22 protein-coding genes, 1 tRNA gene and 1 pseudogene are annotated in these 22,186 nt (G+C 57.4%); 10 read left to right on the top strand and 14 right to left on the bottom strand.

The genetic code is table 11. The features are described from left to right. Window positions 1-34 precede the first annotated feature (34 nt). From accC to AC53L6_RS21925, 7 genes are all read right to left on the bottom strand, one after another. Window positions 35-1,381: an acetyl-CoA carboxylase biotin carboxylase subunit gene (accC, locus tag AC53L6_RS21955; protein ID WP_496909379.1), complete on the bottom strand. Its 1,347-nt coding sequence runs from the start codon at window positions 1,379-1,381 to the stop codon at window positions 35-37. Between the two features lie 10 nt (window positions 1,382-1,391). After that, the gene (gene accB, locus AC53L6_RS21950; protein WP_299603789.1) at window positions 1,392-1,880 is read right to left on the bottom strand and encodes an acetyl-CoA carboxylase biotin carboxyl carrier protein; all 489 of its coding nucleotides are present in this window, start codon (window positions 1,878-1,880) and stop codon (window positions 1,392-1,394) included. 211 nt (window positions 1,881-2,091) lie between these two features. Then, window positions 2,092-2,847 (bottom strand): ABC transporter ATP-binding protein, encoded by a 756-nt coding sequence (locus tag AC53L6_RS21945; protein ID WP_299209304.1) that lies wholly within the window; start codon window positions 2,845-2,847, stop codon window positions 2,092-2,094. Between the two features lie 90 nt (window positions 2,848-2,937). Then, a complete protein-coding gene (locus AC53L6_RS21940) occupies window positions 2,938-3,699 on the bottom strand; it encodes an ABC transporter ATP-binding protein (RefSeq protein ID WP_299209301.1) in 762 nt (253 codons plus the stop codon). Between the two features lie 12 nt (window positions 3,700-3,711). Continuing rightward, complete coding sequence (locus AC53L6_RS21935) at window positions 3,712-4,911, bottom strand: branched-chain amino acid ABC transporter permease (RefSeq protein ID WP_299209298.1); 1,200 nt, start codon at window positions 4,909-4,911, stop codon at window positions 3,712-3,714. A 3-nt stretch (window positions 4,912-4,914) separates the two neighbouring features. Beyond that, window positions 4,915-5,946: a branched-chain amino acid ABC transporter permease gene (locus tag AC53L6_RS21930; protein ID WP_299209296.1), complete on the bottom strand. Its 1,032-nt coding sequence runs from the start codon at window positions 5,944-5,946 to the stop codon at window positions 4,915-4,917. A gap of 125 nt (window positions 5,947-6,071) precedes the next feature. After that, window positions 6,072-7,409, bottom strand: coding sequence for a substrate-binding protein (locus tag AC53L6_RS21925; protein WP_299209293.1), 1,338 nt, complete (start codon window positions 7,407-7,409; stop codon window positions 6,072-6,074). A 230-nt stretch (window positions 7,410-7,639) separates the two neighbouring features. Here AC53L6_RS21925 and AC53L6_RS21920 point away from each other — a divergent pair, with 230 nt between their 5' ends. The 5 genes from AC53L6_RS21920 to AC53L6_RS21900 all read left to right on the top strand — a co-directional run bounded on the left by AC53L6_RS21920 (window position 7,640) and on the right by AC53L6_RS21900 (window position 13,666). After that, entirely contained in the window at window positions 7,640-8,947 is a 1,308-nt protein-coding gene (locus tag AC53L6_RS21920; RefSeq protein ID WP_496909378.1) for a short-chain fatty acyl-CoA regulator family protein, read from the top strand. 90 nt (window positions 8,948-9,037) lie between these two features. After that, window positions 9,038-9,412 (top strand): response regulator transcription factor, encoded by a 375-nt coding sequence (locus AC53L6_RS21915; RefSeq protein WP_299772004.1) that lies wholly within the window; start codon window positions 9,038-9,040, stop codon window positions 9,410-9,412. After that, complete coding sequence (locus AC53L6_RS21910) at window positions 9,409-9,705, top strand: hypothetical protein (RefSeq protein WP_299603771.1); 297 nt, start codon at window positions 9,409-9,411, stop codon at window positions 9,703-9,705. The genes AC53L6_RS21915 and AC53L6_RS21910 overlap by 4 nt, the downstream gene beginning before the upstream one ends. After that, the gene (locus AC53L6_RS21905) at window positions 9,702-12,383 is read left to right on the top strand and encodes an ATP-binding protein (RefSeq protein ID WP_496909377.1); all 2,682 of its coding nucleotides are present in this window, start codon (window positions 9,702-9,704) and stop codon (window positions 12,381-12,383) included. Before AC53L6_RS21910 ends, AC53L6_RS21905 begins: the two co-directional genes overlap by 4 nt. A gap of 89 nt (window positions 12,384-12,472) precedes the next feature. Further along, entirely contained in the window at window positions 12,473-13,666 is a 1,194-nt protein-coding gene (locus tag AC53L6_RS21900) for a hypothetical protein (protein ID WP_496909376.1), read from the top strand. Between the two features lie 5 nt (window positions 13,667-13,671). Here the strand turns inward: AC53L6_RS21900 and AC53L6_RS21895 are convergent, their stop codons facing one another. Genes AC53L6_RS21895 through AC53L6_RS21880 form a run of 4 tightly spaced genes read right to left on the bottom strand, consistent with a single transcriptional unit; the run spans window position 13,672 to window position 15,223 of the window. Then, window positions 13,672-14,106, bottom strand: coding sequence for a protein tyrosine phosphatase family protein (locus AC53L6_RS21895; protein ID WP_299750528.1), 435 nt, complete (start codon window positions 14,104-14,106; stop codon window positions 13,672-13,674). Between the two features lie 9 nt (window positions 14,107-14,115). After that, entirely contained in the window at window positions 14,116-14,547 is a 432-nt protein-coding gene (locus AC53L6_RS21890; protein WP_496909375.1) for a DUF6691 family protein, read from the bottom strand. Continuing rightward, a complete protein-coding gene (locus AC53L6_RS21885) occupies window positions 14,547-14,966 on the bottom strand; it encodes a YeeE/YedE family protein (protein WP_299703545.1) in 420 nt (139 codons plus the stop codon). Before AC53L6_RS21885 ends, AC53L6_RS21890 begins: the two co-directional genes overlap by 1 nt. A 14-nt stretch (window positions 14,967-14,980) precedes the next feature. Then, on the bottom strand, window positions 14,981-15,223 hold the full coding sequence (locus AC53L6_RS21880) for a hypothetical protein (RefSeq protein ID WP_496909374.1): 243 nt from the start codon (window positions 15,221-15,223) through the stop codon (window positions 14,981-14,983). A gap of 108 nt (window positions 15,224-15,331) precedes the next feature. Between AC53L6_RS21880 and AC53L6_RS21875 the strand changes: the two genes are divergently transcribed. Next, window positions 15,332-15,595: a DUF2312 domain-containing protein gene (locus AC53L6_RS21875; RefSeq protein WP_299603750.1), complete on the top strand. Its 264-nt coding sequence runs from the start codon at window positions 15,332-15,334 to the stop codon at window positions 15,593-15,595. 10 nt (window positions 15,596-15,605) lie between these two features. Here AC53L6_RS21875 and AC53L6_RS21870 read toward each other — a convergent pair whose 3' ends face one another. Next, the gene (locus AC53L6_RS21870; RefSeq protein ID WP_299603747.1) at window positions 15,606-16,091 is read right to left on the bottom strand and encodes a winged helix-turn-helix transcriptional regulator; all 486 of its coding nucleotides are present in this window, start codon (window positions 16,089-16,091) and stop codon (window positions 15,606-15,608) included. On the opposite strand from AC53L6_RS21870, the gene AC53L6_RS21865 reads away from it, so the two are divergent. Next, window positions 15,992-16,570 carry a GFA family protein gene (locus tag AC53L6_RS21865; protein WP_496909373.1) on the top strand — a complete coding sequence of 193 codons (579 nt, stop codon included), beginning with the start codon at window positions 15,992-15,994 and terminating at the stop codon, window positions 16,568-16,570. The genes AC53L6_RS21870 and AC53L6_RS21865 overlap by 100 nt on opposite strands. On the opposite strand, the gene AC53L6_RS21860 is transcribed toward AC53L6_RS21865, so the two are convergent. Further along, entirely contained in the window at window positions 16,567-17,442 is an 876-nt protein-coding gene (locus tag AC53L6_RS21860) for a hypothetical protein (RefSeq protein WP_496909372.1), read from the bottom strand. The two genes, AC53L6_RS21865 and AC53L6_RS21860, sit on opposite strands and share 4 nt — an antisense overlap. Before the next feature lie 131 nt (window positions 17,443-17,573). On the opposite strand from AC53L6_RS21860, the gene AC53L6_RS21855 reads away from it, so the two are divergent. From AC53L6_RS21855 to AC53L6_RS21845, 3 genes are all read left to right on the top strand, one after another. Then, a tRNA-Thr gene (locus AC53L6_RS21855) sits at window positions 17,574-17,649 on the top strand. Window positions 17,650-18,295: 646 nt separating this feature from the next. Next, window positions 18,296-18,607 carry a hypothetical protein gene (locus AC53L6_RS21850; RefSeq protein WP_496909371.1) on the top strand — a complete coding sequence of 104 codons (312 nt, stop codon included), beginning with the start codon at window positions 18,296-18,298 and terminating at the stop codon, window positions 18,605-18,607. Between the two features lie 3 nt (window positions 18,608-18,610). After that, entirely contained in the window at window positions 18,611-19,279 is a 669-nt protein-coding gene (locus AC53L6_RS21845; protein ID WP_496909370.1) for a hypothetical protein, read from the top strand. Between the two features lie 1,402 nt (window positions 19,280-20,681). On the opposite strand, the pseudogene AC53L6_RS21840 reads toward AC53L6_RS21845, so the two are convergent. Beyond that, a pseudogene (locus AC53L6_RS21840) lies at window positions 20,682-21,717 on the bottom strand (IS110 family RNA-guided transposase). Window positions 21,718-22,186: the final 469 nt, after the last annotated feature.

The following is a 22,186-nucleotide window of genomic DNA, read 5'->3' as shown; positions in this document are numbered from 1 at the left end:
GTGCAGCGATCCCCTCTGTTTCAATTGATATGCTTTACTCAGATTGCGCTTCCAGCCATTTTTCCAGCCAGTGGATGTTGTACTCACCGGTATGGATGTCCTTTTCCGCCAGCAACGCATGAAACAGCGGCACGGTTGTATCGATCCCGTCGATAATCAACTCGCCAAGCGCGCGGTTTAGACGCGCGAGTGCTTCGGCCCGGTCGCGGCCATGCACGATCAGTTTCCCAATCAGGCTGTCGTAGTAGGGCGGGATCGAATAGCCGTCATAAAGCGCTGAATCAATGCGCACCCCAAGACCGCCCGGCGCATGATACTGCGTGATGCGACCCGGTGAGGGCGTAAAGTCCGGCAGCTTTTCGGCATTCAGACGCACTTCGATCGAGTGACCGTTGATCTGCAGATCGTCTTGTTGGAAGGACATGTCCATGCCGGACGCCACGCGAATTTGCTCGCGGACCAGATCGACACCAAAGATGGCCTCCGTCACAGGGTGTTCCACCTGCAGGCGGGTGTTCATTTCGATGAAATAGAACTCGCCGTTTTCATAGAGGAACTCGATAGTACCCGCGCCGATGTAATTGATCTTTGCCACGGCATCAGCACAGACGCGTCCGATTTCGGCGCGCTCTGCCGAACTGATCGCGGGGCCGGGGGCCTCTTCAAACACCTTTTGGTGACGGCGTTGCAGGGAACAATCCCGCTCACCCAGATGCACGGCACGGCCCTTGCCATCGCCAAAGACCTGAATCTCGATATGGCGCGGAGTGGTCAGGTATTTTTCAATATAGACTTCGTCATTGCCAAAGGCAGCTTTGCCCTCGGCCCGGGCGGTCATGAACGCGCTTTCCATGTCAGCGGCTGTCTGCGCCACTTTCATGCCGCGTCCGCCACCACCAGCCGTGGCCTTGATGATGACCGGATAACCGAATTCTTCACCGATGGCTTTTGCTTCGTCCAGCGTGGCGACGCCACCGTCAGAACCCGGCACGCAGGGTACGCCAAGGTCCTTCATCGTGTCCTTGGCAGTGATCTTGTCGCCCATGACTCGGATATGTTCGGCAGTTGGGCCGATAAAGGTCAGGCCATGATCTTCGACGATCTGCACGAATTGCGCATTTTCAGACAGGAAGCCGTAGCCGGGGTGGATCGCCTCGGCTCCGGTGATCTCGCAAGCCGAAATGATGGCTGGAAAGCTCAGATAGGATTGCGGTGATGCGGGCGGGCCAATGCAAACGGATTCGTCGGCCATGCGCACATGCATCGCGTCGGCGTCCGCCGTGGAGTGCACGGCCACGGTGGCAATGCCCATCTCGCGCGCGGCGCGGATGACGCGCAGGGCAATCTCTCCGCGGTTGGCAATCAGGATTTTGTTGAACATGCGCCGACCCTTATTCGAGGATCACAAGCGGAGCGCCAAATTCAACAGCGGCGCCGTCATCAACCAGGATACGTTTGATCGTGCCTGCGCGTGGGGCAGGGATGTGGTTCATGGTTTTCATCGCTTCGACGATGAGCAGGGTGTCGCCTTCGCTGACCTGCTGTCCGACTTTGATGAAGGACGGCGCACCCGGTTCTGCCTGCATGTACACGGTACCGACCATGGGGGATGTGACGGCGCCCGGATCATTTGCTGGATCGGCCGCCGGTTCCGATGCCGGCGCGGCAGCTGCCGCTGCGGGCGTTGCCGCGGCGACAGGCGCGGGGGCCGCAACTTGGGCGACAACCTGTTGCGCCATTTGGCGCGACACACGCACGTTCAGGCTGTCATCTTCGCCATATTCCCGTTTGACCTGCAGTTCCGTCAGATCATTTTCGCGCAGCAGTTCGGCCAGTGCCTGGATAAAGGCCACATCCGCGTCATGGTTGCTCTTTGTCATTCTTGTCCTCAACCGTTTGGTCGTTGCCGCGCAGTCCAATACGCGACCCGTAGTGCTCTTCGCCGCTTATAGCCTTGCAATGACGCAGAGGAAAGCGCTGTGACATTTCGGTGATGCCGGTGCCGCAGACTTGTGGACCGGACGCGGCCTTCAACGAAAAAACCGGCCCCACGAGGGGACCGGTTGTGACATCCGACCTTCCCAGGTTCAGTCAGATGGCGAGGTATTCCGCCCGCAACTCTTCGTTTTCAAGCACCTCGGATGCGGTGCCATCGAACACGATCCCGCCAGTATCAAGGATCACGGCCCTGTCAGCCAGCTGCAGGGCACGCACCGCGTTCTGTTCCACAATCACTGTCGTGATTCCCTGTTCTTTGATCACGGTCAGGGTCTTTTCGATTTCGTCCACGATCACCGGCGCCAGCCCTTCATAGGGCTCATCCAGAAGCAAAACCTTGATGTCCCGGGCCAGCGCACGTGCGATGGCCAGCATCTGTTGTTCACCGCCTGAAAGGGTCGTGCCCTCTTGGGTGCGCCGTTCGCCGAGGCGGGGGAACAGGTCATAGAGCCGTTCGATTGACCACCCGATCGGCGGTGCAATCTGGGCAAGCTTCAGGTTCTCTTCGACCGTGAGGCCAGGGATGATGCGCCGATCTTCGGGCACCAGGCCCAGTCCGGCCTGGCTGGCCTCGTGGCTCGACATCTTGTGCAGCGGCTGGTGGTCCAGCCAGATCTCGCCATGGGTGACCTGCGGGTCGCCGATCCGGGCGATGGACCGCAGGGTCGATGTCTTGCCTGCGCCGTTGCGGCCCAGAAGGGCGAGGATTTCCCCCTCGTGCACGTTAAAGCTGATGCCCTGCACGATGTAGCTTTCGCCGTAGTAGCTGTGCATATCCCAGATGCTCAGGAACGCCGGGGCGGTCGCGGCATGGTTCGCGTGTTTCGAAAAGTCGGGTTTGACGTTCATGTCCGTATCCTCGCTTTTGGCGGGGTAGGGCGGAGGACACCTCCGCCTTACTTTTGTCTTGTAAGGCGGACGTGCCGTCCGCCCCGCGCGTCAGGCTGCAGCCGCTTCGCCCAGATAGGCTTCGCGCACCTTGGGGTGGCCCTTGATGTTGTCTGGCGTGTCTTCGACCAGCGGCGTGCCTTGGGCCAGAACGGTGATCCGCTCAGCAAGGCTGAACACCACATGCATGTCGTGTTCGATGATCGAAATCGTGATGTCTCGCTCGTCCTTGATCTGCTTGAGCAGGTCGATTGTGTTGTTGGTGTCAGCCCGCGCCATACCGGCGGTGGGTTCGTCCAACAACAGCAGGCGTGGTTCTTGTGACAGGCACATGCCAATCTCTAACCGCCGCTTGTCCCCACGCGACATTGAGGCCGCGTTCATGTGCCGCTTGTCGGCCATGTTCATGTCCTCAAGGACGTGTTCGGCCCGTTCGATGATTTCCTTGTCCTTCATCATCGCGGCATAAGCGTTGGCTGTGAACGCCCCGTCGCGCTTGGCAAAGCAGGGGATCATCATGTTTTCCATGACGCTCAGATCACCAAAGATCTCTGGTGTCTGGAACACGCGGGAAATGCCCATCTGGTTGATCTCGAACGGCTTGCGCCCCAGCACGGACTGCCCGTCGAACATGACCGACCCGGTGTCGGGGATCAGCTTGCCCACCAGACAGTTCAGCAGGGTGGACTTGCCCGCACCGTTTGGCCCGATGATGGCGTGCACCGTGTTCTCGGCCACGCTCAGGTTCACGTCCCCCAGCGCTTGCAGACCACCGAACCGTTTGCCCACGTTTTTGACTTCAAGAATACCCATTGGTTTCTCTCCTTATTCCGCAGGCGTGGTTTTGCCGTCAGGCCTGTCGGTGGTCGGCTTCTTGCGCTTGAAGAGGCGCGCAATACGTTGGCCGCCTTCGACAAGACCGCCGGGCAGGAAGATCACGACCAGCATGAAGATGATGCCCAGCGTCAGGTGCCAGCCCTTGCCGATGAACGGGTAGACGAGGCTGACGAGGATGTCCTCAATCCCGTCGGGCATAAAGGCGAACCACTGGTGTAGGATCTCCTTGTTGATCTTGGACAGGATGTTTTCCATGTACTTGATCGCGCCAGCACCCAGCACAGGGCCGATCAGCGTGCCGACACCTCCGAGGATCGACATGAGGACAACCTCACCAGAGGCCGTCCAGAACATGCGTTCTGCGCCCACTTGCGTGTCCATGGCCACCATAAGACCACCGGCCAGACCGGCATACATGCCTGAAATGACAAATGCAGCGAGGGTGTAGGGTTTGGCGTTCAGGCCTGTATAGTTCAGGCGCTGTTGGTTCGATTTCACCGCCCGCAGCATCATGCCGAAAGGTGAGCGGAAGATGCGGATCGACAGGTAGAAGGCCAGCAGCATTACGATGCCTGCGAGGTAGTACCCAACGTTGAAAGTAAAGACCCATGCCCCGACATCCAAGTTGAAGCTTGATCCCATCTCAAGCCCGAACAGATTGGCCTTTGGCGTGCCACCATTGGCCAATGCGCCGTCCAGAATGCGGGGGTCGTTGACCTTGGGCTGCAGGCCCGTTTCACCGCCCGTGATCGGAGTCAGAACCGAATAGGCGAGCGAGTAGGACATCTGTGCAAAGGCCAGCGTCAGGATCGAGAAGTAGATGCCCGAGCGACGCAGGCTGATCCACCCAACAGCAAGGCTGAAGATGCCTGCTACGATGACCGACACCATGATGGCCGGGATCACGTTCATGGTCAGCAGCTTCATCATCCAGATCGCGGCGTAGGAGCCGACCCCCAGGAACGCCGCGTGTCCAAAGGACAGGTAGCCGGTGAGGCCGAAGAGAATGTTGAAGCCGATAGCGAAGATGCCAAAGATCACGAACCGCTGCATCAGGTCAGGATAACCTGCGTTGAACTGCGCCATTCCGGACCCTTCAGGGAAGGGGTTCAGGATGAAGGGGGCCAGTGCGACCAGCACGGCGACCAGCAGGAGCAGGCGAAAGTCTTTTTTGTCCAGTCCAAACATGGATCAGTCCTCCATCACGCCCTTGCGGCCCATAAGGCCCCGAGGACGGGTCAACAGAATGATGATGGCCACCAGGTAAATGATGATCTGGTTCAGGCCGGGCAGCACCGCGAGGACCTCGCGCATGGAGGCAAAGCTTTCGAGGATGCCAAGCAAGAAGCCCGCAGCGACAGCACCGGGCAGGGAGCCCATGCCGCCCACCACGACCACCACGAAGCTAAGGACAAGGAAGTCCATGCCCATGTGGTAGTTTGGTGAGTTGATCGGCGTGTACATCACTCCGGCAAGCCCCGCGACGGCGGCGGCGATACCGAACATCAGTGTAAAGCGGCGGTCGATGTTGATGCCAAGCAGCTGCACCGTCTCGCGGTCGGCCATACCTGCCCGCACAACCATCCCGAAGGTGGTGAACTGGAGGAAGGCAAACACCGCACCTATGATGACGGCGGCAAAGGCGAAATAGATGATGCGCCAGTAGGGATAGATGATCGTGTTGGGATCAAAGCCCATCATGGCGCCGAAATCGAACGACCCTTTGAAGGCGGCAGGGGCAGGGGTCGGGATCGGGTTGGCGCCGTAGTAGTACTTGATGATCTCTTGAAGAACGATGGCAAGACCGAAGGTCACGAGGATCTGGTCCGCGTGCGGGCGCTTGTAGAAATGCTTGATCAGGCCGCGTTCCATGATGACCCCGATGGCGATCATCACCGGGATGGCAAACAGTATCGAGAGCGGGACGGCCCAGTCGATGATCGTGTTGCCTGCAGCCTCTCCGAACCAATCGTAGACATAAGGAACATCCACCTTGAGGGGATTGCCCAGAAAGTCCTTTTGGGTTTCGTCTACGACCGTGTGGCTGATGGTCAGGATCCGGCTCAGTGTGACGGCGCAGAACGCGCCGATCATGAACAGGGCGCCGTGGGCAAAGTTCACCACGCCCAGGGTGCCGAAAATCAGCGTGAGACCCAGCGCGATCAGCGCATAGGCCGAGCCCTTGTCGAGCCCGTTTAGAATTTGAAGGATGATCGCTTCCATCGGCCGAACCTCTGGTTGGGGGGCATCTGTCCCATGATGGGACACATTATGTTAAATATCGGGATGCCTGGGATCAGGTGCCAGGGAAGGGTGGGCCACGGCGGGCCCACCCAACGTCTTGTGGCTTAGGCGCCGGGGTTGCAGGACCCCAGTTCGCCACCGAAGATCGACGCGTCGTAGGTGACCTGGCTTGTCGGCGTGACTTCCACGATCTCGAGAAGGTCGAACTCGGATGTCGGGTTCTCTTTCCCTTTCACGACCAGCACGTCCTTGAAGCACTGGTGGTCTTCGGCGCGGTACAGCGTCTTGCCGTTGCCCATGCCGTCGAATTCGAAGCCTTCGAGAGCTTCGGCAACAGCACATGGGTTGAACGACCCAGCACGTTCCACAGCGTCTGCATAGAGCAGGGCCTGAACGTAGCAGGTGTGTGCGGCCTGGCTGGGCGGGAAGCCGTATTTGGTGCCGAAGGATTTGACGAATGCTTTGGAGCCTTCGTCCTGCAGCGACCAGTGCCAGTTGGTAGAGCCGAAGATGCCCTTCACGTTGGCACCCGCACCCTTCGCCATCAGGCGGGAGTAGAGCGGAACAACGATCTCGAAGTTCTTGTTGTTCACCAGCTTGTCACGCAGGCCGAACTGAACCGCATTGGTCAGCGAGTTCACCATGTTGCCGCCGTAGTGGTTCAGAACCAGAACGTCGGCGCCCGATTGCAGAACCGGCGCGATGTAGGACGAGAAGTCGGTCTGTGTCAGCGGTGTTTTCACGGCTGCGACAGTTTCCCAGCCCATGGCTTCGGTCGAGGTGCGCACGGCTTCTTCGGTCGTGTAGCCCCAGTTGTAGTCGGCTGTCAGGTGGTACGCTTTACGATCCGTGCCGTAGTTGTTGGCCAGGATCGGCGCGAGGGCCGCACCGGACATGTAGGAGTTGAAGAAGTGGCGGAAGCCATTGGCCTTCTTGTCCTTGCCGGTTGTGTCGTTCGAGTGGGTCAGGCCGGCCATGAAGATCACGCCTGCCTCTTGGCAAAGCGCCTGCACGGCCACGGCCACGCCCGAGGACGAACCGCCGGTGATCATCACGGCACCGTCTTTTTCGATCATCGACCGGGCCGATGCACGGGCCGCGTCAGATTTGGTCTGCGTATCGCCGGTGACGTATTCGACCTTCTTGCCCATGATGCCGTTGCCTTGCAGGGCTTTGGACGAGAACGTGTTCATCAGGCCGCCGTCGCCGCCACCATTCAGGTGCTCGACAGCAAGTTCGTAGGCGCGCAGTTCGTCTGCACCTTCGTCAGCGTAGGGACCGGTTTGCGGCACGTTGAAGCCAAGCGTCACGCTGGACCCTGTGGGTTCGTTCGTGAAAGCAGCGGCCGACTGCGCCGTAAAGATCGTTGGCGCAGCAACGCCGGCGCCTGCGATGGCACCGGTCTTGAGCACGCCACGACGCGTCAGATTCATTTTGGACATGAATATCCTCCCAATTGTTGAAAAGCGCGATCCTGCTCCTCAACCGGATCGCGCATGCACTTTTCGTGCAAAGGTACTATCGCGCATGGTTGGAAAATTGCGCAATAAACCCTTTGTTTTGCAGAATTATTTTGTAAACATTTGCACAATACGACGGTATGCTTTGTAAACTTTGTTATGTCGCAGCGCAGAAACGCGTTGAAATGACTTGCAAACGGGCGGGAATGGTCATGGCGCGAGACGCACTCACAGGAACACGGATACGCGAGCGCAGGACAATGGGAAGGCTCAAGCAGTCTGATTTGGCACGTCAGATCGGCATCTCGGCGTCTTATCTGAACCTGATTGAACACAATCGTCGCAGAATCGGTGGCAAGCTGCTGCTGGATATTGCGGCGGCTTTGGGTGTTGAACCTACCGTGTTGAGCGAGGGCGCCGAGGCTGCCCTGATCGCCTCGCTGCAAGAAGCTGCCCAACGCGCGAACATGTCTGATTCCGAAAGCGGGCGGGCGGAGGAATTCGCTGGTCGTTTTCCCGGCTGGGCCGATGCGCTGGCGGCGGCCCACCGCAAGATTGCAGATCTGGAGCGCACAGTTGAAACCCTGAGTGACCGCCTCGCGCATGACCCGGAGCTGGCGGCTTCGGTCCATGAAGTTCTGTCGACGGCGGCGTCGATCCGGTCAACGGCCTCCATCCTGGCTGAAGACAAGACGATCACGGAGGAGTGGCGCAACAGGTTCCACACCAATATCGATGCCGACAGCCGCCGCCTTGCCGACAGCTCGAAGGCGCTGGTGGGCTTTCTGGATGCGGAAACCGGTGAGGCCGCGCCCTCTGGATCCCCCCAAGAAGAGGTGGCGCAGTTTCTGGCGGCGCATGACTACGGCTTTGTATCCCTTGAGGACGGGTCGGGGAGCGTTGACAACCTTGTGTCGGGGGCGCCCGAATTGGTGTCGGTCCAATCCCGTCATCTTGCCCGCACGGTGCTTAACCGTGTGGTTCAGGACAGTGCGCAGGTCGGGATGACCGACTTGCAGGCAGCACTTGCCGAAGATGGTGTGGATGTGATTGCCCTGTCCAGCCGCTTTGGCGTTTCTGTCCCGCATATGATGCGCCGCCTTGCTGCTGTCCCGGGACTTGATGTTGGGTTGGTCGTATCCGACCGCGCGGGCAGTCTGCTGTTTCGCAAGGATATCGAAGGTTTCACCATCCCGCGCCACGGGGCAGCTTGTCCGTTGTGGCCGCTGTTTCAGGTGATGGGGCAACCGGGGCAAGTGATCCGTGCGCGGGTTCAGATGCCGTCACGCGACGGTGTCGTATTTGATTGCTTTGCGGCAGCCGAACCCGTCGGTCCGGTGGTTTTCAACGCCCCGCGGCTTTTGGAAGCTGCAATGCTTATTCTGCCGGTGCCGGATAGTCCCACGGCAGACGACGTTCCGGTCCAAGATATCGGTCCCGCATGTCGCATCTGTCCGCGCGGTGGTTGTGCAGGACGGCGCGAGCCGTCGATCCTGAGTGATGGGTTCGGAGGTTTTTGACAGCCTGACCAAATACGCACATAGTTGGGCGCGCCGACCAAGAGGTGAAACTGCCGCGGGTTGGTGCGATTTTGGGGAGGAGTCGCAGACATGGGTAAGCATGTTCTGCTCGTTGAAGACGAGATCAACATCATAGAGGCAATCCAGTTCCTACTTAGCCGTGAGGGTTGGCAGGTCGACACGCATTCGGACGGGGCCACGGCCGTCGACAAGGTGCGCAATATGCGCCCCGATCTGGTCGTGCTGGATTACATGTTGCCGGGCAAGAATGGCATCGACATTCTGACCGAGTTGCGGGCCGATCCGGACTTTGAACGGTTGCCGGTTCTGATGCTGACCGCACGTGGTCAAAGCAGGGATCGGGATCTGGCCGAACGGGCAGGGGTCAGCCGGTTCATGACCAAGCCGTTTTCCAATACAGAGGTGGTGACGGCTGTTCGCGATCTTGTGCAATTGGCGCAATGACGGACCACAACACAAACACGACACTGTTTCTGGAACGGCGCAGTTATCGCCGTCGCCGGTTGATGGACGCATTGCGCCTTTTGCCGATTGTGGGACTGTTGTTGTGGTTGTTCCCGGTGTTCTGGCCAAATGCCAAGGACGGCCCTGATGCACCCGCATCCGTGTCCATGTCTGGTGCAGTTACATACGTGTTTTTGGTCTGGGGGGTGTTGATCCTGTCGGCCTTGGCGCTTTGGTGGGGTTTGTCCAAAAGAGCCGGTGAGGGGACTGAGCCGCCGGAGCAGGGCCGATGATATCCGTCAACCAGCTGGTTGCCGTCAGTCTGGTCTATGTGGCGTTCCTGTTTGCCATTGCCTTCTTTGCCGAGCGCGCCTCGGTTCGCGGGCGCAGCGGCTGGCTGCGGTCGCCGCTGGTCTATACCTTGTCTTTGTCCATCTATTGCACGGCGTGGACTTTCTATGGGGCGGTGGGCTATGCGGCGCGGTCCGGGATGGAGTTTGTCACCATCTATCTGGGTCCAAGTCTTGTGATGATCGGCTGGTGGTGGGTGTTGCGCAAGCTGGTCCGCATCGGACGCGCGCAACGGGCCACTTCGGTGGCTGACCTGATTTCAGCGAGGTACGGTAAATCCAATCTTTTGGCCATCGTTGTGACGCTGATGGCCGTGGTGGGTGTGACGCCCTACATCGCGCTGCAGCTGCAATCGGTGACACTGTCTGTGTCCATCTTTTCCGATCCGGTCCAGACCGATGGCCTGAGCCAGTCCACGGCCACGTTCTGGGTGGCATGTGGTCTTGCCATCTTCACCGTCCTGTTCGGGACGCGGAACCTGAATGCCAACGAACGCCATGACGGGGTGGTGATTGCCATTGCGGTCGAGGCGGTGGTGAAGCTGATTGCCCTGCTGGCTGTTGGCATCTTTGTCGTTTGGGGGATCGCAGGCGGTATCGGTCCGATGCTGGAGCGCATCGATTCATCGCCCATCGGAGAGTGGAGCATGGATCGTAGCCGCTGGGTTGCCCTGACGGCTTTGTCCGCGGCGGCCTTTCTGGCGCTGCCCCGCATGTTCCAGGTCATGGTGGTCGAGAACGATGACGAGCGCCATTTGCAGATCGCAAGTTGGGCATTTCCGCTATATCTTATGCTCATGAGCCTGTTCGTGGTGCCGATTGCCGTGATCGGCCTCGACATCTTGCCGCCGGGCAGCAACCCGGATCTGTTTGTCCTGACAGTTCCATTGGCCGAGGGGCAGGGTGGCCTCGCGACACTGTCCTTCCTTGGTGGGTTTTCGTCGGCCACATCCATGGTGATCGTTGCGACGCTCGCCCTTTCCACAATGGTGTCGAACCATATCGTGATGCCCATCTGGCTGAGTACTCAAGCCGAAGGGGCACAGGTGTCGGGAGATGTTCGGAATGTCGTGATACTGGCGCGGCGCGCCTCGATACTTCTGATCATTTTCTTCGGATACCTGTATTATCGGTTGTCCGGGGGCGGCGCTGCGCTGGCGGCGATTGGCCTTATCTCTTTTGTCGGGGTGGCGCAGTTTCTGCCCGCCATGCTGGGCGGTATCTTTTGGCGGGGGGCCACGCGGTGGGGTGCGCTTGCAGGTCTGGTCGTGGGTTTTACTGTCTGGGTCTTTTGCTCGCTTCTGCCGAGCTTTGGGCCGGACGCCGTGCTGAGTGCATCTGTCTTTGACCATGGCATCGCCGGAATGGGCTGGCTGAGACCGCAAGCGCTGTTTGGAGTTGAAGGGATCGACCCGACCGTGCATGCGATCGTGTGGTCCATAACCCTGAACATGGTTGCCTTCCTTGGCGTGTCGATTGTCACCTTTCCACAGCCTCTTGAACGCTTGCAGGGTGCTCAATTCGTAAACGTCTTCGATCATTCCGCACAGGCGCGCGGCTGGGACGCTGCCCCTGCGACGTCCGAGGACCTCATGGTCATGGCGCAGCGTATCCTTGGACCGGATGATGCATTGGCGTTGTTTCGGGCGGAAGCGCAGCGGCAAGGGGTGACCGGCCATTTGCCTGAACCGACACAAGGGTTCCTGCAGGCGCTTGAACGGGAACTGGCGGGGTCCGTGGGATCGGCAACGGCGCATGCCATGATCAGCCAGTTGGTTGGCGGAGCTTCTGTATCGGTCGAAGATCTTATGGCTGTGGCCGACGAGTCTGCGCAGATCCTTGAATACTCCAACCGGCTTGAGGCGAAATCGGCTGAACTGAGTCGCACCGCTCGCAAGTTGCGGGAAGCCAACGAAAAGCTGACGGCGCTGTCGGTGCAGAAGGATGCGTTTCTGGGGCAAATCAGTCACGAGTTGCGGACGCCGATGACATCGATCCGGTCTTTCTCAGAAATTTTGCGCGACACCGATGAATTGGAGCAGTCGGAAAAGACCAAATACGCGTCGATTATTCATGGGGAAACGATCCGGTTGACGCGCCTGCTGGATGACCTTCTTGATCTGAGCGTGCTTGAAAACGGGCAGGTGAGCCTGAACTTGGATACCGGCAACCTGAACGACGTGATCGCGCAGGCAGTGCTATCTGCCGGGGGGGATCGGAGCACGCGACTGACGGTCAGGCATGAGCAAGCGGGGGTCGATCGGCCGCTGACAACCGACCTTGACCGGTTGCGGCAAGTGTTCATCAACCTGATCACCAACGCCCAGAAGTATTGCGATGCGCCAGAACCCGAGTTGCGCATCGATGTGATGGACCGCGGCGATGGGTTGCAGGTTGTTTTTTACGACAACGGCACGCCTATACCCTCCGAAGCGCGGTCGCTGATCTTTGAAAAATTCTCTCGTATCAATGACAAGGATGGATCAGGTGCTGGTCTGGGCCTTGCCATATGTCGCGAGATCATGGCGCGTCTTGGTGGCGATATCACCCACGAGCCGCGCGCTGACGGCAATGCGTTTGTTGTGCACTTGCCTGTCCGGGCTGCGCTGGCGGCGCAATAGTGCCAAAAGCTTTGTCTTCATAAAGCGGTTGGTAACCTATCTTCCTTAGACCCGACGTGCATGTTCAGGCCGTAGAAACGGCGGAGTTTATGAGCGAAACCGCAAAAAACAGTATCTTGGGACGGATGGCGACCGCGGGCCGGGAAGAGCGTCAGGCGCGTGTTATGACGCTGGCAAAAGCCTTGCGTCTTACATTGGCCAAGGTGGCCGATGCACTCATGGAACTGCCCATTGCTGTCATCGGTGCCGTGATCGACAAGGTTGACGGCGAAGCAGTTGAGCCACAGCTGAACGACGACGCCTTGCTGATGCTGCTTGATGGACCGGATGGTCGTGCCGGGGCAGCCGTGTTTGACCCCATTGTTGTGGGTGGCCTGATCCAACAGCAAACCATGGGTGTTGTGCTTGCCGATGGCGGCGTGGCACGGGCGATGACCCGCACGGATGCTGCCATTTGTGCGCCGTTGATCGACATGTTGCTCGAGAAAACGTGCCCGGTACTGGAGGACCCAGAGGATGCCGCGCTGCTTGATGGCTTTCGATTTGGGGCAAAAGCGGAAGACGCGCGCACGCTTGCAATGGCGCTGGATGCTCAGGATTACACTTTGATACGCCTGACGGTCGACATCGCGCGTGGCGCCCGGCAGGGTGAAATCACATTGGTTCTTCCACCGTCAGATACGCGCGATGCCGACCTGGATGAAGGTGAGACAGAGGACGAAAGCGGTGATGCACCCACTATGACCGATACGGTCATGGGCCTGAACACTGATCTGAACATGATTGTCTGCAGCCTGCATCTGCCGTTGAACGCTTTGCAAGCATTGGCCGTTGGGGACGAGTTGCCACTGACGCCTGCCGCGTTTCCAAACGTTCAAATCACGACCAATACAGGCCGCGTGGTCGGCCGCGGCGTTGTCGGTCATGTGGACGGGGTGCGCGCTGTCAAACCTCAACGCGCGCCGTCACACGCAACGCAACCACTGCGCCGCGAGTCGGACGAGCCCCTTGTCGAGATGCCCCAGGTTGAGGAAATCTCTGGCGCAGCACGGCGGGAAGAAGATGCGCCCAATGTGCCAACGATAGGGGTGGATGCAAGCCTGCCCGCATTGCCACCTGCTGATGCATCGGACGGCATAGCGGTTGATACGGGCCCGCTTGAGGATGCGAAGGCCGGAGATGCAAACCTGCCGGCTCTTGACGATTTGCCTGATCTTGATGCGCTGCCCGATCTCTCAGACCTTCCAGACCTGTCCGAATTGCCTGATTTGGCGGCTGTTTAGTCTGGTCACCCACCCGATTGCGAAGCAATCGCGTCCAGGGTCGGACGCAAGGCATCCAGATCGTAGCCACCCTCGCGCGCGGTGCGTAGGATGTCATCGGTTGGCATGCGCCCGGCTTGGCCCAAACACCACACCACCGTCGATCGCGTGCCGGATGCGCAATATGCCAGAACCGGAGTTTCCGTTTCCTCGGCCAGCGCCATGTGCTTGGCAACAATGTCAGGCGTCATTGTCTGATGCGTCAGTGGCAACCGGTGAAAGGTCAGCCCTGCCGCGAGAGTCGCAGTTTCGATTGCGTCCGCCTGAAAGGCCGGTGGGATTTCGCCATCAGGGCGATTGCAGATTACAGTCTTGATCCCGGCCGCCGCAATATCGGGCAGATCGGCTGGATCCAGTTGTGGTGCCACAAAATAGGTCGGTGTGATCTGTCGAATATCCATGCCACCGATTTATGTCGTGGACATCAGTCTGTCCAGACCACGCCGCAGTGGTGGAACCGCCCACATGCCAGCCAGCATGGCAACGAGGAACAGCACACCCTGCCAACCGCCATAGGTGATGGATGCGAGTGCCGGGCCCGGACAGAGACCGACCAGCCCCCACCCGATACCAAACAGGATGGATCCCGCGATCAGGGGGTGGGTGATTTCGGAACGCGGCGGGGCAGGATAGCTGCCGCCCGTCAGCGGTGTGCGGCCACGGGTCAACCGCCAGGCAAAGACCATGGGCAGCATGGCGCCTCCCATGACAAAAGCCAGTGTTGGGTCCCAGGCACCGACAAAATCAAGAAAGCCGCGCACTTTGGCAGTATCGGTCATACCCGATATATGCAGGCCCGCGCCGAACAGAGCGCCACTCAGCAGGGCGATGAAACCCCGCATCACAGGCCCAACCCCACGCGCGCGAGTGTGACGGTTGCAGCGCCTGCGCCAATATAGGCGAGCGTTGCCACGAACCCGCGCACCGAAAGGCGTGACATCCCACACACGCCGTGCCCGGACGTGCATCCGTTGGCAAAGCGTGTTCCAATCCCGACACACAATCCGCCTATGATCAAAAGCCATGGCAAGGACGTGGCATGTGTGTCTGCCGCCCAGCCGTCAAGTGTCATCAACGCGGGCATCCCGATCAAACCGATCAGGAAGGCAAATGTGGTTGAACGATCTTGACCTGTTCCGTCAATCAACCCGCCAACGATCCCGCTGGCTCCCATGATGCGACCAGTCCCCAGAAGCAGAACTGCCGCCGCTGTCCCGATCATTACGCCGCCGACGAGGCCCCAAATCCAGTCAATAGGCATAGGTTGCTCCTTGATCAGCTGAGGAAGATGCCAACGATGACAAGCATCAGGCCAATGACCGACACGAACAGTGCTCCCAAATTCAGTGGCAGCACCCGTGCCATGACCGCGCGCATGTCAGAATCGTTCAGGCCTGCAGCACGCGCCCGCCATACTTTGATGATGCACCAGACAAGGCCGATCAGGCCGACGACCGACAATGCGGCCCCGCCCCAGATCAAGCCATCCAACAGGGTGAAAGCTGTCTCTTGTTCCATGCCTTCCGGCTATCCGAGCATTGCCGTCATGGCAAGGTGCCAACGCCTCTTGCAGCACCGCGCGCGCCCCGCTATCCAGCGGGCTGATCTGATCCTAAGGAGCGCGCAATGACCGAGACTGCCACCAATGCCGAAAGCTACCGTGTCACGGCGGATGAGTTGCGTCAGTTCGTCGAACGGTTTGAACGGCTTGAGATGGAGAAGAAGGACATCGCCGACCAGCAAAAAGAGGTGATGGCCGAGGCCAAGGCGCGCGGGTACGACACCAGGGTGATGCGCAAGGTGATTGCACTGCGCAAGCGAGACAGCGATGACATCGCCGAAGAGGAAGCCGTTCTGGAGATGTATAAGGAAGCGCTTGGTATGAGCTGAGCGGTTAGCCTCAGCTCTTGCCTTCGTTGTCTTGACGCGCTGGCGCAAAGTGTAGCCAGCGCAGTGGCAACGCGCCGCCCTTAGGCACAATCCCGATTTTTACGGGGTTCCCTGAGCGTTTATCTGTCAATTCAAGCGCGGATTCGCCATTCTTGATATGCTTGTCACCCCATTGCATCAGCGCGAGGATCACGGGCGCAAGTTCGCGACCTTTTTGGGTCAGCACATAGGCATGGCGTGTACGCGACGACCCATCGCGATACGCTTTTTTCTTGGCCAACCCATTTTCAACGATCTGAGCCAGCCGCCCGGACAACACGGATTTCGGTATTCCGATGTCCGCCTGAATGTCCGCAAAACGGCTTACCCCGTACAACATTTCCCGCAATATCAACCATGTCCAGCGATCTGGGACTTGTTCGATGGCAAGGGCCGCACCGCATTCTGACATCGGCACAGGGCTTTCACGCACAGGTGAATCTTCTGGGTTTGACATTTGAACTCTGCTCTGCCAGTGTTTTATTGTTGCAGCCAGGATATACCGAAATGACGTCGCAAGCCACTGAAAACGCAGTGAACGCAGGTGGTTGCTATTGCGGTGCGGTCAGGTACGTCGTCTCGCAGCCGCCGTTGGTCAAGGGGCAATGTCATTGCCGACCATGCCAGCGAATGTCTGGCGGTGCGCCCCAATACTTCATTCTTGTACCGCCAAATGGGTTTGCGTGGACAGCGGGAAAGCCAACACATTTCACACACCCAGATTTGAAAAACGCGGTCACCAGATACTTTTGCAAGACATGCGGAACGCAGCTTGTGACCACACGGCAGGACACACCGGGATACATCGTCAAGATCGGCACCCTGGATAACCCAGGCGGATTTGTCCCGCGTGTTGCGATTTGCCACGCGGATGCCTTGGGTTTTCACACAGTGCCTGAGGGGGTTCAGGTGTTCGACGGACTGCCCGGCGTCTAAGGCGCAATAACGGTGACACCGGGAATACGGGCCACGCGTTCCATGTCTTCTTCGTAGATTTCGGTCATTGTGTCGACCGTTTCATCGGTCCAGCCGGGCGCGTTTAGCTCTTCTTCGATCTGATCTTCGATCGCGAACTTATCAAGGAAGGCAGCAATCACCCGGCGCTTTTGCATTTCTGTCATCGTGGGGTGCGATTTCAGATAGGCACGAAACCGTTGCATCCCTTCTTTTGACATGATGTCCGCGAGCAGATCGAAACCACCGATGATCTTTTCACCATGTTCCAGACCAGCAAGCTCTCGGACGATCTGCGCCCACAGCATCGGCATGTCCTCAAAGCACCAGGTGGTAATGGTCACGTCAGGCGCGGCTGTTCGTATGGCCGATAGGGTATCGGACCAGCGAATGCTGTAGGGATCGACGCCCCGTAGAAACGCGTTCATGTCCTTTTGTGGTGCATTGTCGAAGAGGGCCGGCAGGAACGTGGCAGGGTTCCGGATGGCAAGAAAAAGCTCAACCTCGTCATGGGCGAACAGGGCAGACAGCTGGGCCATCCGTTCCGGCGCCGAGCGATAGATTGTGCCATCGCGCACACAACCCCGAGGAGCTCCAAACAGGAACATGTGACTCAGGATCATGCGATCCGCGGTTTCTTCATCGAGGATCAGGTCCATCAGGACATCGCGTGCATCCGCGGCAGGTGGGGCGTCTTGCAGTGCCGCAACCGTGTCTTTCAGAAGTGCCCGGTACTTGCCTGGACCGGGCACGGCGACACCGCGTTTTGAAAAATCTTCCTTGTTTCGCAACAGGCAGCGCATAAGCCTATCTTCTTCGGTGAAATGCGCGCCAGCGTGAAGGACAATTTGCATGTAGTTCGACCTGATGGGCGTGAGTTACAGTGGCTCAGATATACCTGTTTTGCGTCCGGATAAAACCTCTGACGCGGAACGAAAAACAAGCTTGCCACCGCGCGACTCTCAGAGTACATGCTGCGCCCACGGCCCCTATAGCTCAGCTGGTAGAGCAACTGATTTGTAATCAGTAGGTCCGCGGTTCGAGTCCGTGTGGGGGCACCATTTTTTTATTAGAAATACCTATATTACAGTAACTTACGTGTATTTCCTGAATAAGTATCCCCCAATGCATCCCCCAGCCGAAGCCTGTTTTACGTTCTTCGACAGGTCGATTGAGTCATAAGTGCTTTGGTCCGCACTTGAGATAGTGATCGGTTAATGGTCTCGATGATAGGCGCTCAGGGCGGAAAGCGGACCTTCGCCGCAAGCGCAAAGCCAAAGCTTCAAGTCGAAGAAAGCGGACCTTGAGCTTGGATGGTCACTGGCCATGTCGCTTCACCGCCGGCCAATGTCGGCGATGCGCAGGAAGCGGACTTTGCGAAGTCGGCCAGGGGACCCTCAAACTCCGACACGTGATGGACATCAGGTATGATTGAGAGGACTTGCTGTCCGAACTAAACGAGTGTGTGCACCTGATCGACGGCGAGCATTGCGAACGCAATAACTGCAATCGCGGCTAAACGTGTCGACTTACTCTTTCTTCTACGCTGACACGTGTTCAACTTTTAAAAAAAATTTCCAATAGTTATCTCTCTCAAGATACTGGTCCTGACATAAGCAACGGGCGTGGTGTTGCCACGCCAGTTTCGCCGGATGCGGCGACATACGGACTTGTTTTTTTTGAAAAATTATATTTGCATACTGCAGCATGAAACCAAAGCTTTTTGTCCATGCTGGCCTGCATAAGACGGGCACCAGCTACATTCAGAAGTTCTGCACGCTAAACAGGCGCAAACTTTTAAACGACAACGTGCTCTATCCTCGCCTCAATCGTACTAACCACACGGCATTTGTTGCCTGGTCCAGAAAATCATTAGGGAAGGGGCTCTCAGAACAACGCAATTGGCTTGAAAGCCTTGGCAGTGATTTAGATTTCCAAAACGCTCACAAGGGCGTATTGCTCAGCTCCGAAGAGTTTTCCACCGACCTTCGAAGCGTGGTTCGATCTCAACACTTTTAAGAAGTGTTTGATTGGTTTGACGTGAAGATCGTGTATTACCTGCGGCGGCAAGATCATCTTTTGGAAAGTGTGTACGCTCAGAAAAGCAAGTCGCACTTTAGCGGAGAGTTTTCGGACGTTTCCTTTCCCTTAGGACTGGTCCCAACGCTAAAAGCGGCAACCGATGCTTTCGGACCGGAAAACGTGGTCATTCGTCCATACGAAAAAGCTTCTTGGCGCAAGGGCGATATTGCAGCTGACATTCTTCATCATTTGTTCGGTATCGACACCGAAGACTACACAAGCGTGGCCTGCGAAAACGTGAGTTTGCACAGGCGCATGACAATGTTTCTCGCCAGCCTGGACGTCGAAAGAGCAATCAAGCTCAAGGTAGTTGCTGCAATCGCCAAGTCAGATTCCATCGTAGACGACGGGCAAAGATATTGTTCAAGCCCAGCATATCGCAAACAGGTGTATGATGGGCTACGTGAGTCAAACAGCGATTTTCTGAGGCCATTTGGAATAAACGATGCGGATGCTTTCTTGGGATATTCGGAAGATCAAGATGGCGAAGGATGGTTTGCACCGGAACCATTGTCGAAGACAGAGCAGGACGAAATTCGTGAATGCCTAGCGCGAGCTGGGTTGGATGCGGATGCCATCCTGAGCGCGCGCCGGCGCAGTGTTTTCTAAGCCTCTTCCTTACCCGCCGCTGCGGGATTGGGCTCGGGAAATGGTCAACCTGCCGCAACCTTCGACCAACGTTTCCGAACCCCAAGTACCGAATACAGCCGAAGATCTTTGTTTTGTGTTCACTCAGGCTTCAAAAAATAAAGCTAAATGCGGAGAAAAGCTCAATCGCAAGCAAGGCAAAACCTGCAATGATGAGCAAAACGTGCTTAAGCTTTGGAGCTGGCCACCGATTGTCGCTTGTAGCAGGCGGTGCTGCATCTAATTTCGTACGGTGGGGAGTATTACTTCTTTGCATGAGCTTTGCTTCTGCGGCTTGCGAGCTTTGAAGGCTCTAGTGGAATGAGTGGAGTTGACAAGTCGTCGAAGTCGCGTAGCCCCTTCCGTCTCTAGAATGGCTACTTCCAATGCGTATTCAGCCGCTGATGTTACGTTTCTCAGATTGTTCTTCTCGGCGTAAGCACAAAGATCTTGGCATACTCCGATGAGCCAATCGACGTCCTGCATAGCTGTCCCCAATCAAGGCATTTGTATGCTCAACGAATGGGGCCAAATGGTTAACCGAACCTAAACTCCGCCACGCTCGTGGAGGATTCAGTGAAAAACCTTTTCGCGGACTCCTCCTAGTAAGGCAGTCACTGGGAGTGGCGGATGATCTGAAGTGTCCACTAATGCCTCCAGCACGTCTAGCAATGCACGGTATGTGTGCGTGTACCCTTGTCTTCGGGCTTCATCCGCAGCGACCAATACTTGCCACTTCATATCTTTGTTATTGTTCATCGTTAACTCCCATCAAGGATGCGTCACGTGTGGAGCGCAAAACTTAACAACGAATTAATGAAAGTTGGTTTCAACTCTTGGTGGGCAGCTTCCGGCCACTACGGCCGATTTGGTGGGCCAATATCCGCCACAACGCTACATTTGGGGTAACGGATGTTCAAGATTGCGGTAGAGGCGTTAACTTTTTGTCACGCTTTAATGACACTCCAAAGCCGATGCTGTCCTGTCAACTGGACAGAATGTTAACACTTTTAAACGTCAGGCAGGTTGGTCGCTAATTGAGGCATAGGATCGAATCGAAAATTTGATGACTGGGCAAGAAACCGTGTTTCCCGACCGAAGCCTTACCAGAGATTCTTGAGCGTCAACGTCTGCTTCTCTAATTGGGCGATTGGGTCAAGCTCGTTTTCCTTCTTTGTTTGGGACCGTCGTCGCTCATCCGGGTCACGCTTCTCTCCGCAGTCTGGGTGATGCCTAGTGGGACATCGCTGCATGCATGTGTCGGATTGGCAGTGGAGAGCCTCGCTTTGGGACGCGCTTGATGGCGCAGCAGACATTTTCGGCTTTGTCCACGAACCTCGTCCGGTGAGGACGATCCCGTTCAGATTGGTGCTGGGCGTTTAGATCATGCCGTGCCCTCCTCCTTCTCTGAACGGAACTCCGTGCCATCCGCCCACATACGGTGCAGCAGGACGGCCAGCTTGCGCGCAACAGCCACAACGGCGCGGCGACGCCCTTTGGTACGCATCAAGCGCATGCCCCATGACTTGATCTGAGAGCCCGCCATCGTCCGCATGAGCAAGGCGTTCGCGGCGGCATAGAGCGTCGACCGTACGTCTCGATCCCCGGCTTTCGATATGCGACCTGGGTTGTCCTGTTCACCAGACTGGTATCTTCTAGGTGTAAGGCCAAAGTGGGCTGCCACGGTGCGAGACCTTTTGAACCGCGCGGGATCGTCCACGGCAGCCTTGAAGGTCAAAGCAGCAATCGGGCCCACGCCGGGGACTGTCATCATGCGCATGCAGACATCGTCCTGACGGGCAGCGTGCTTGACCCGCCGATCGAGCTCAAGAAAGTGCTTGTACACAACCAACCGGGCGTCGAGCAGCGGTAGCATGGCATGTGCGAGAACCTCGTCGATCTCAATCATCGGTCGGACGACGTCATCAAAGCTGCCATGCTGCACTGTCTTCGGCAGCCGTATGCCAAATATCTTCAACAGGCCACGCACTTCGTTGGCCAAATCAATGGTTTTGCTCAGCAAAGCCTTCCGTGTGCTCAAAAGAGCTCTGACTCCATGCGCTTCACGGCTCTTCATATGCACCGGGCTGAACCAACCCGTTCGAAGGATCTGCGCAATTCCTCGTGCATCGTTGCGGTCCGTTTTATTGCGCATCGCTGACAAGGCAGCATTGACCTGGCGCGCTTCCATGCAAACCACGTCGAAGCCTTCGGCCTTCAAGCCGTAGAACAAATGCTGGCTTAACGTGCCGGACTCAAAACCAATGCGCTCAATCGGAACGCGAAGTGCAATCAGATACCCGGCGATCTCCTCAATCTCACAAGGCAGTTCTCGCTCCTGCAAAAACGGTGCCCTTGCCATCAACAATACAGATCGCACAAGACCGCAGCGATACATCCAAGCCCGCAAAATACTCCATTCGAAATCTCCCATGTTCACAGATCTCCTGTGATCCTATCGGGAGCTCGACCTCTGATCAGGGTCAGCCCAATTACGCATGCTTGGGGCTGGCAAGTGCCATCGGCGCTGGTCGCAGCGATCAGATCGCCAAACAAGCGGAGTTTTTCAACATCATCGGCTCAAACCAGACTTTCGACTCTACACTATTGCTGCACCGAGGCGGTCATTTGTGCCAGTTGCGGCGAAAACTGACGGCCAGAGACCCGCAAGCGACTGCTTCGACAAACGGTTCATCTTGATGAGCAATCTTCGGACAGCCTGCACAGTCAGGAATGGCGCTAGGCAAGAAAAATTCCCCTTAGGCGGGTGGGGTTGGCTGGATAAGCCAAGCCACCAGTTAATTTGGCAATGTGGGCGATACATATGAACACCAATCGATGGATATTGAGTGCCATCCAGGACTTGCGAGATATGGCCAGGGGGAACTC

Source organism: Tateyamaria sp. LSS28, assembly GCF_059611725.1.
Note: the sequence above shows the minus strand (reverse complement) of the source record. Positions and strands in the feature narration are given on the sequence as shown.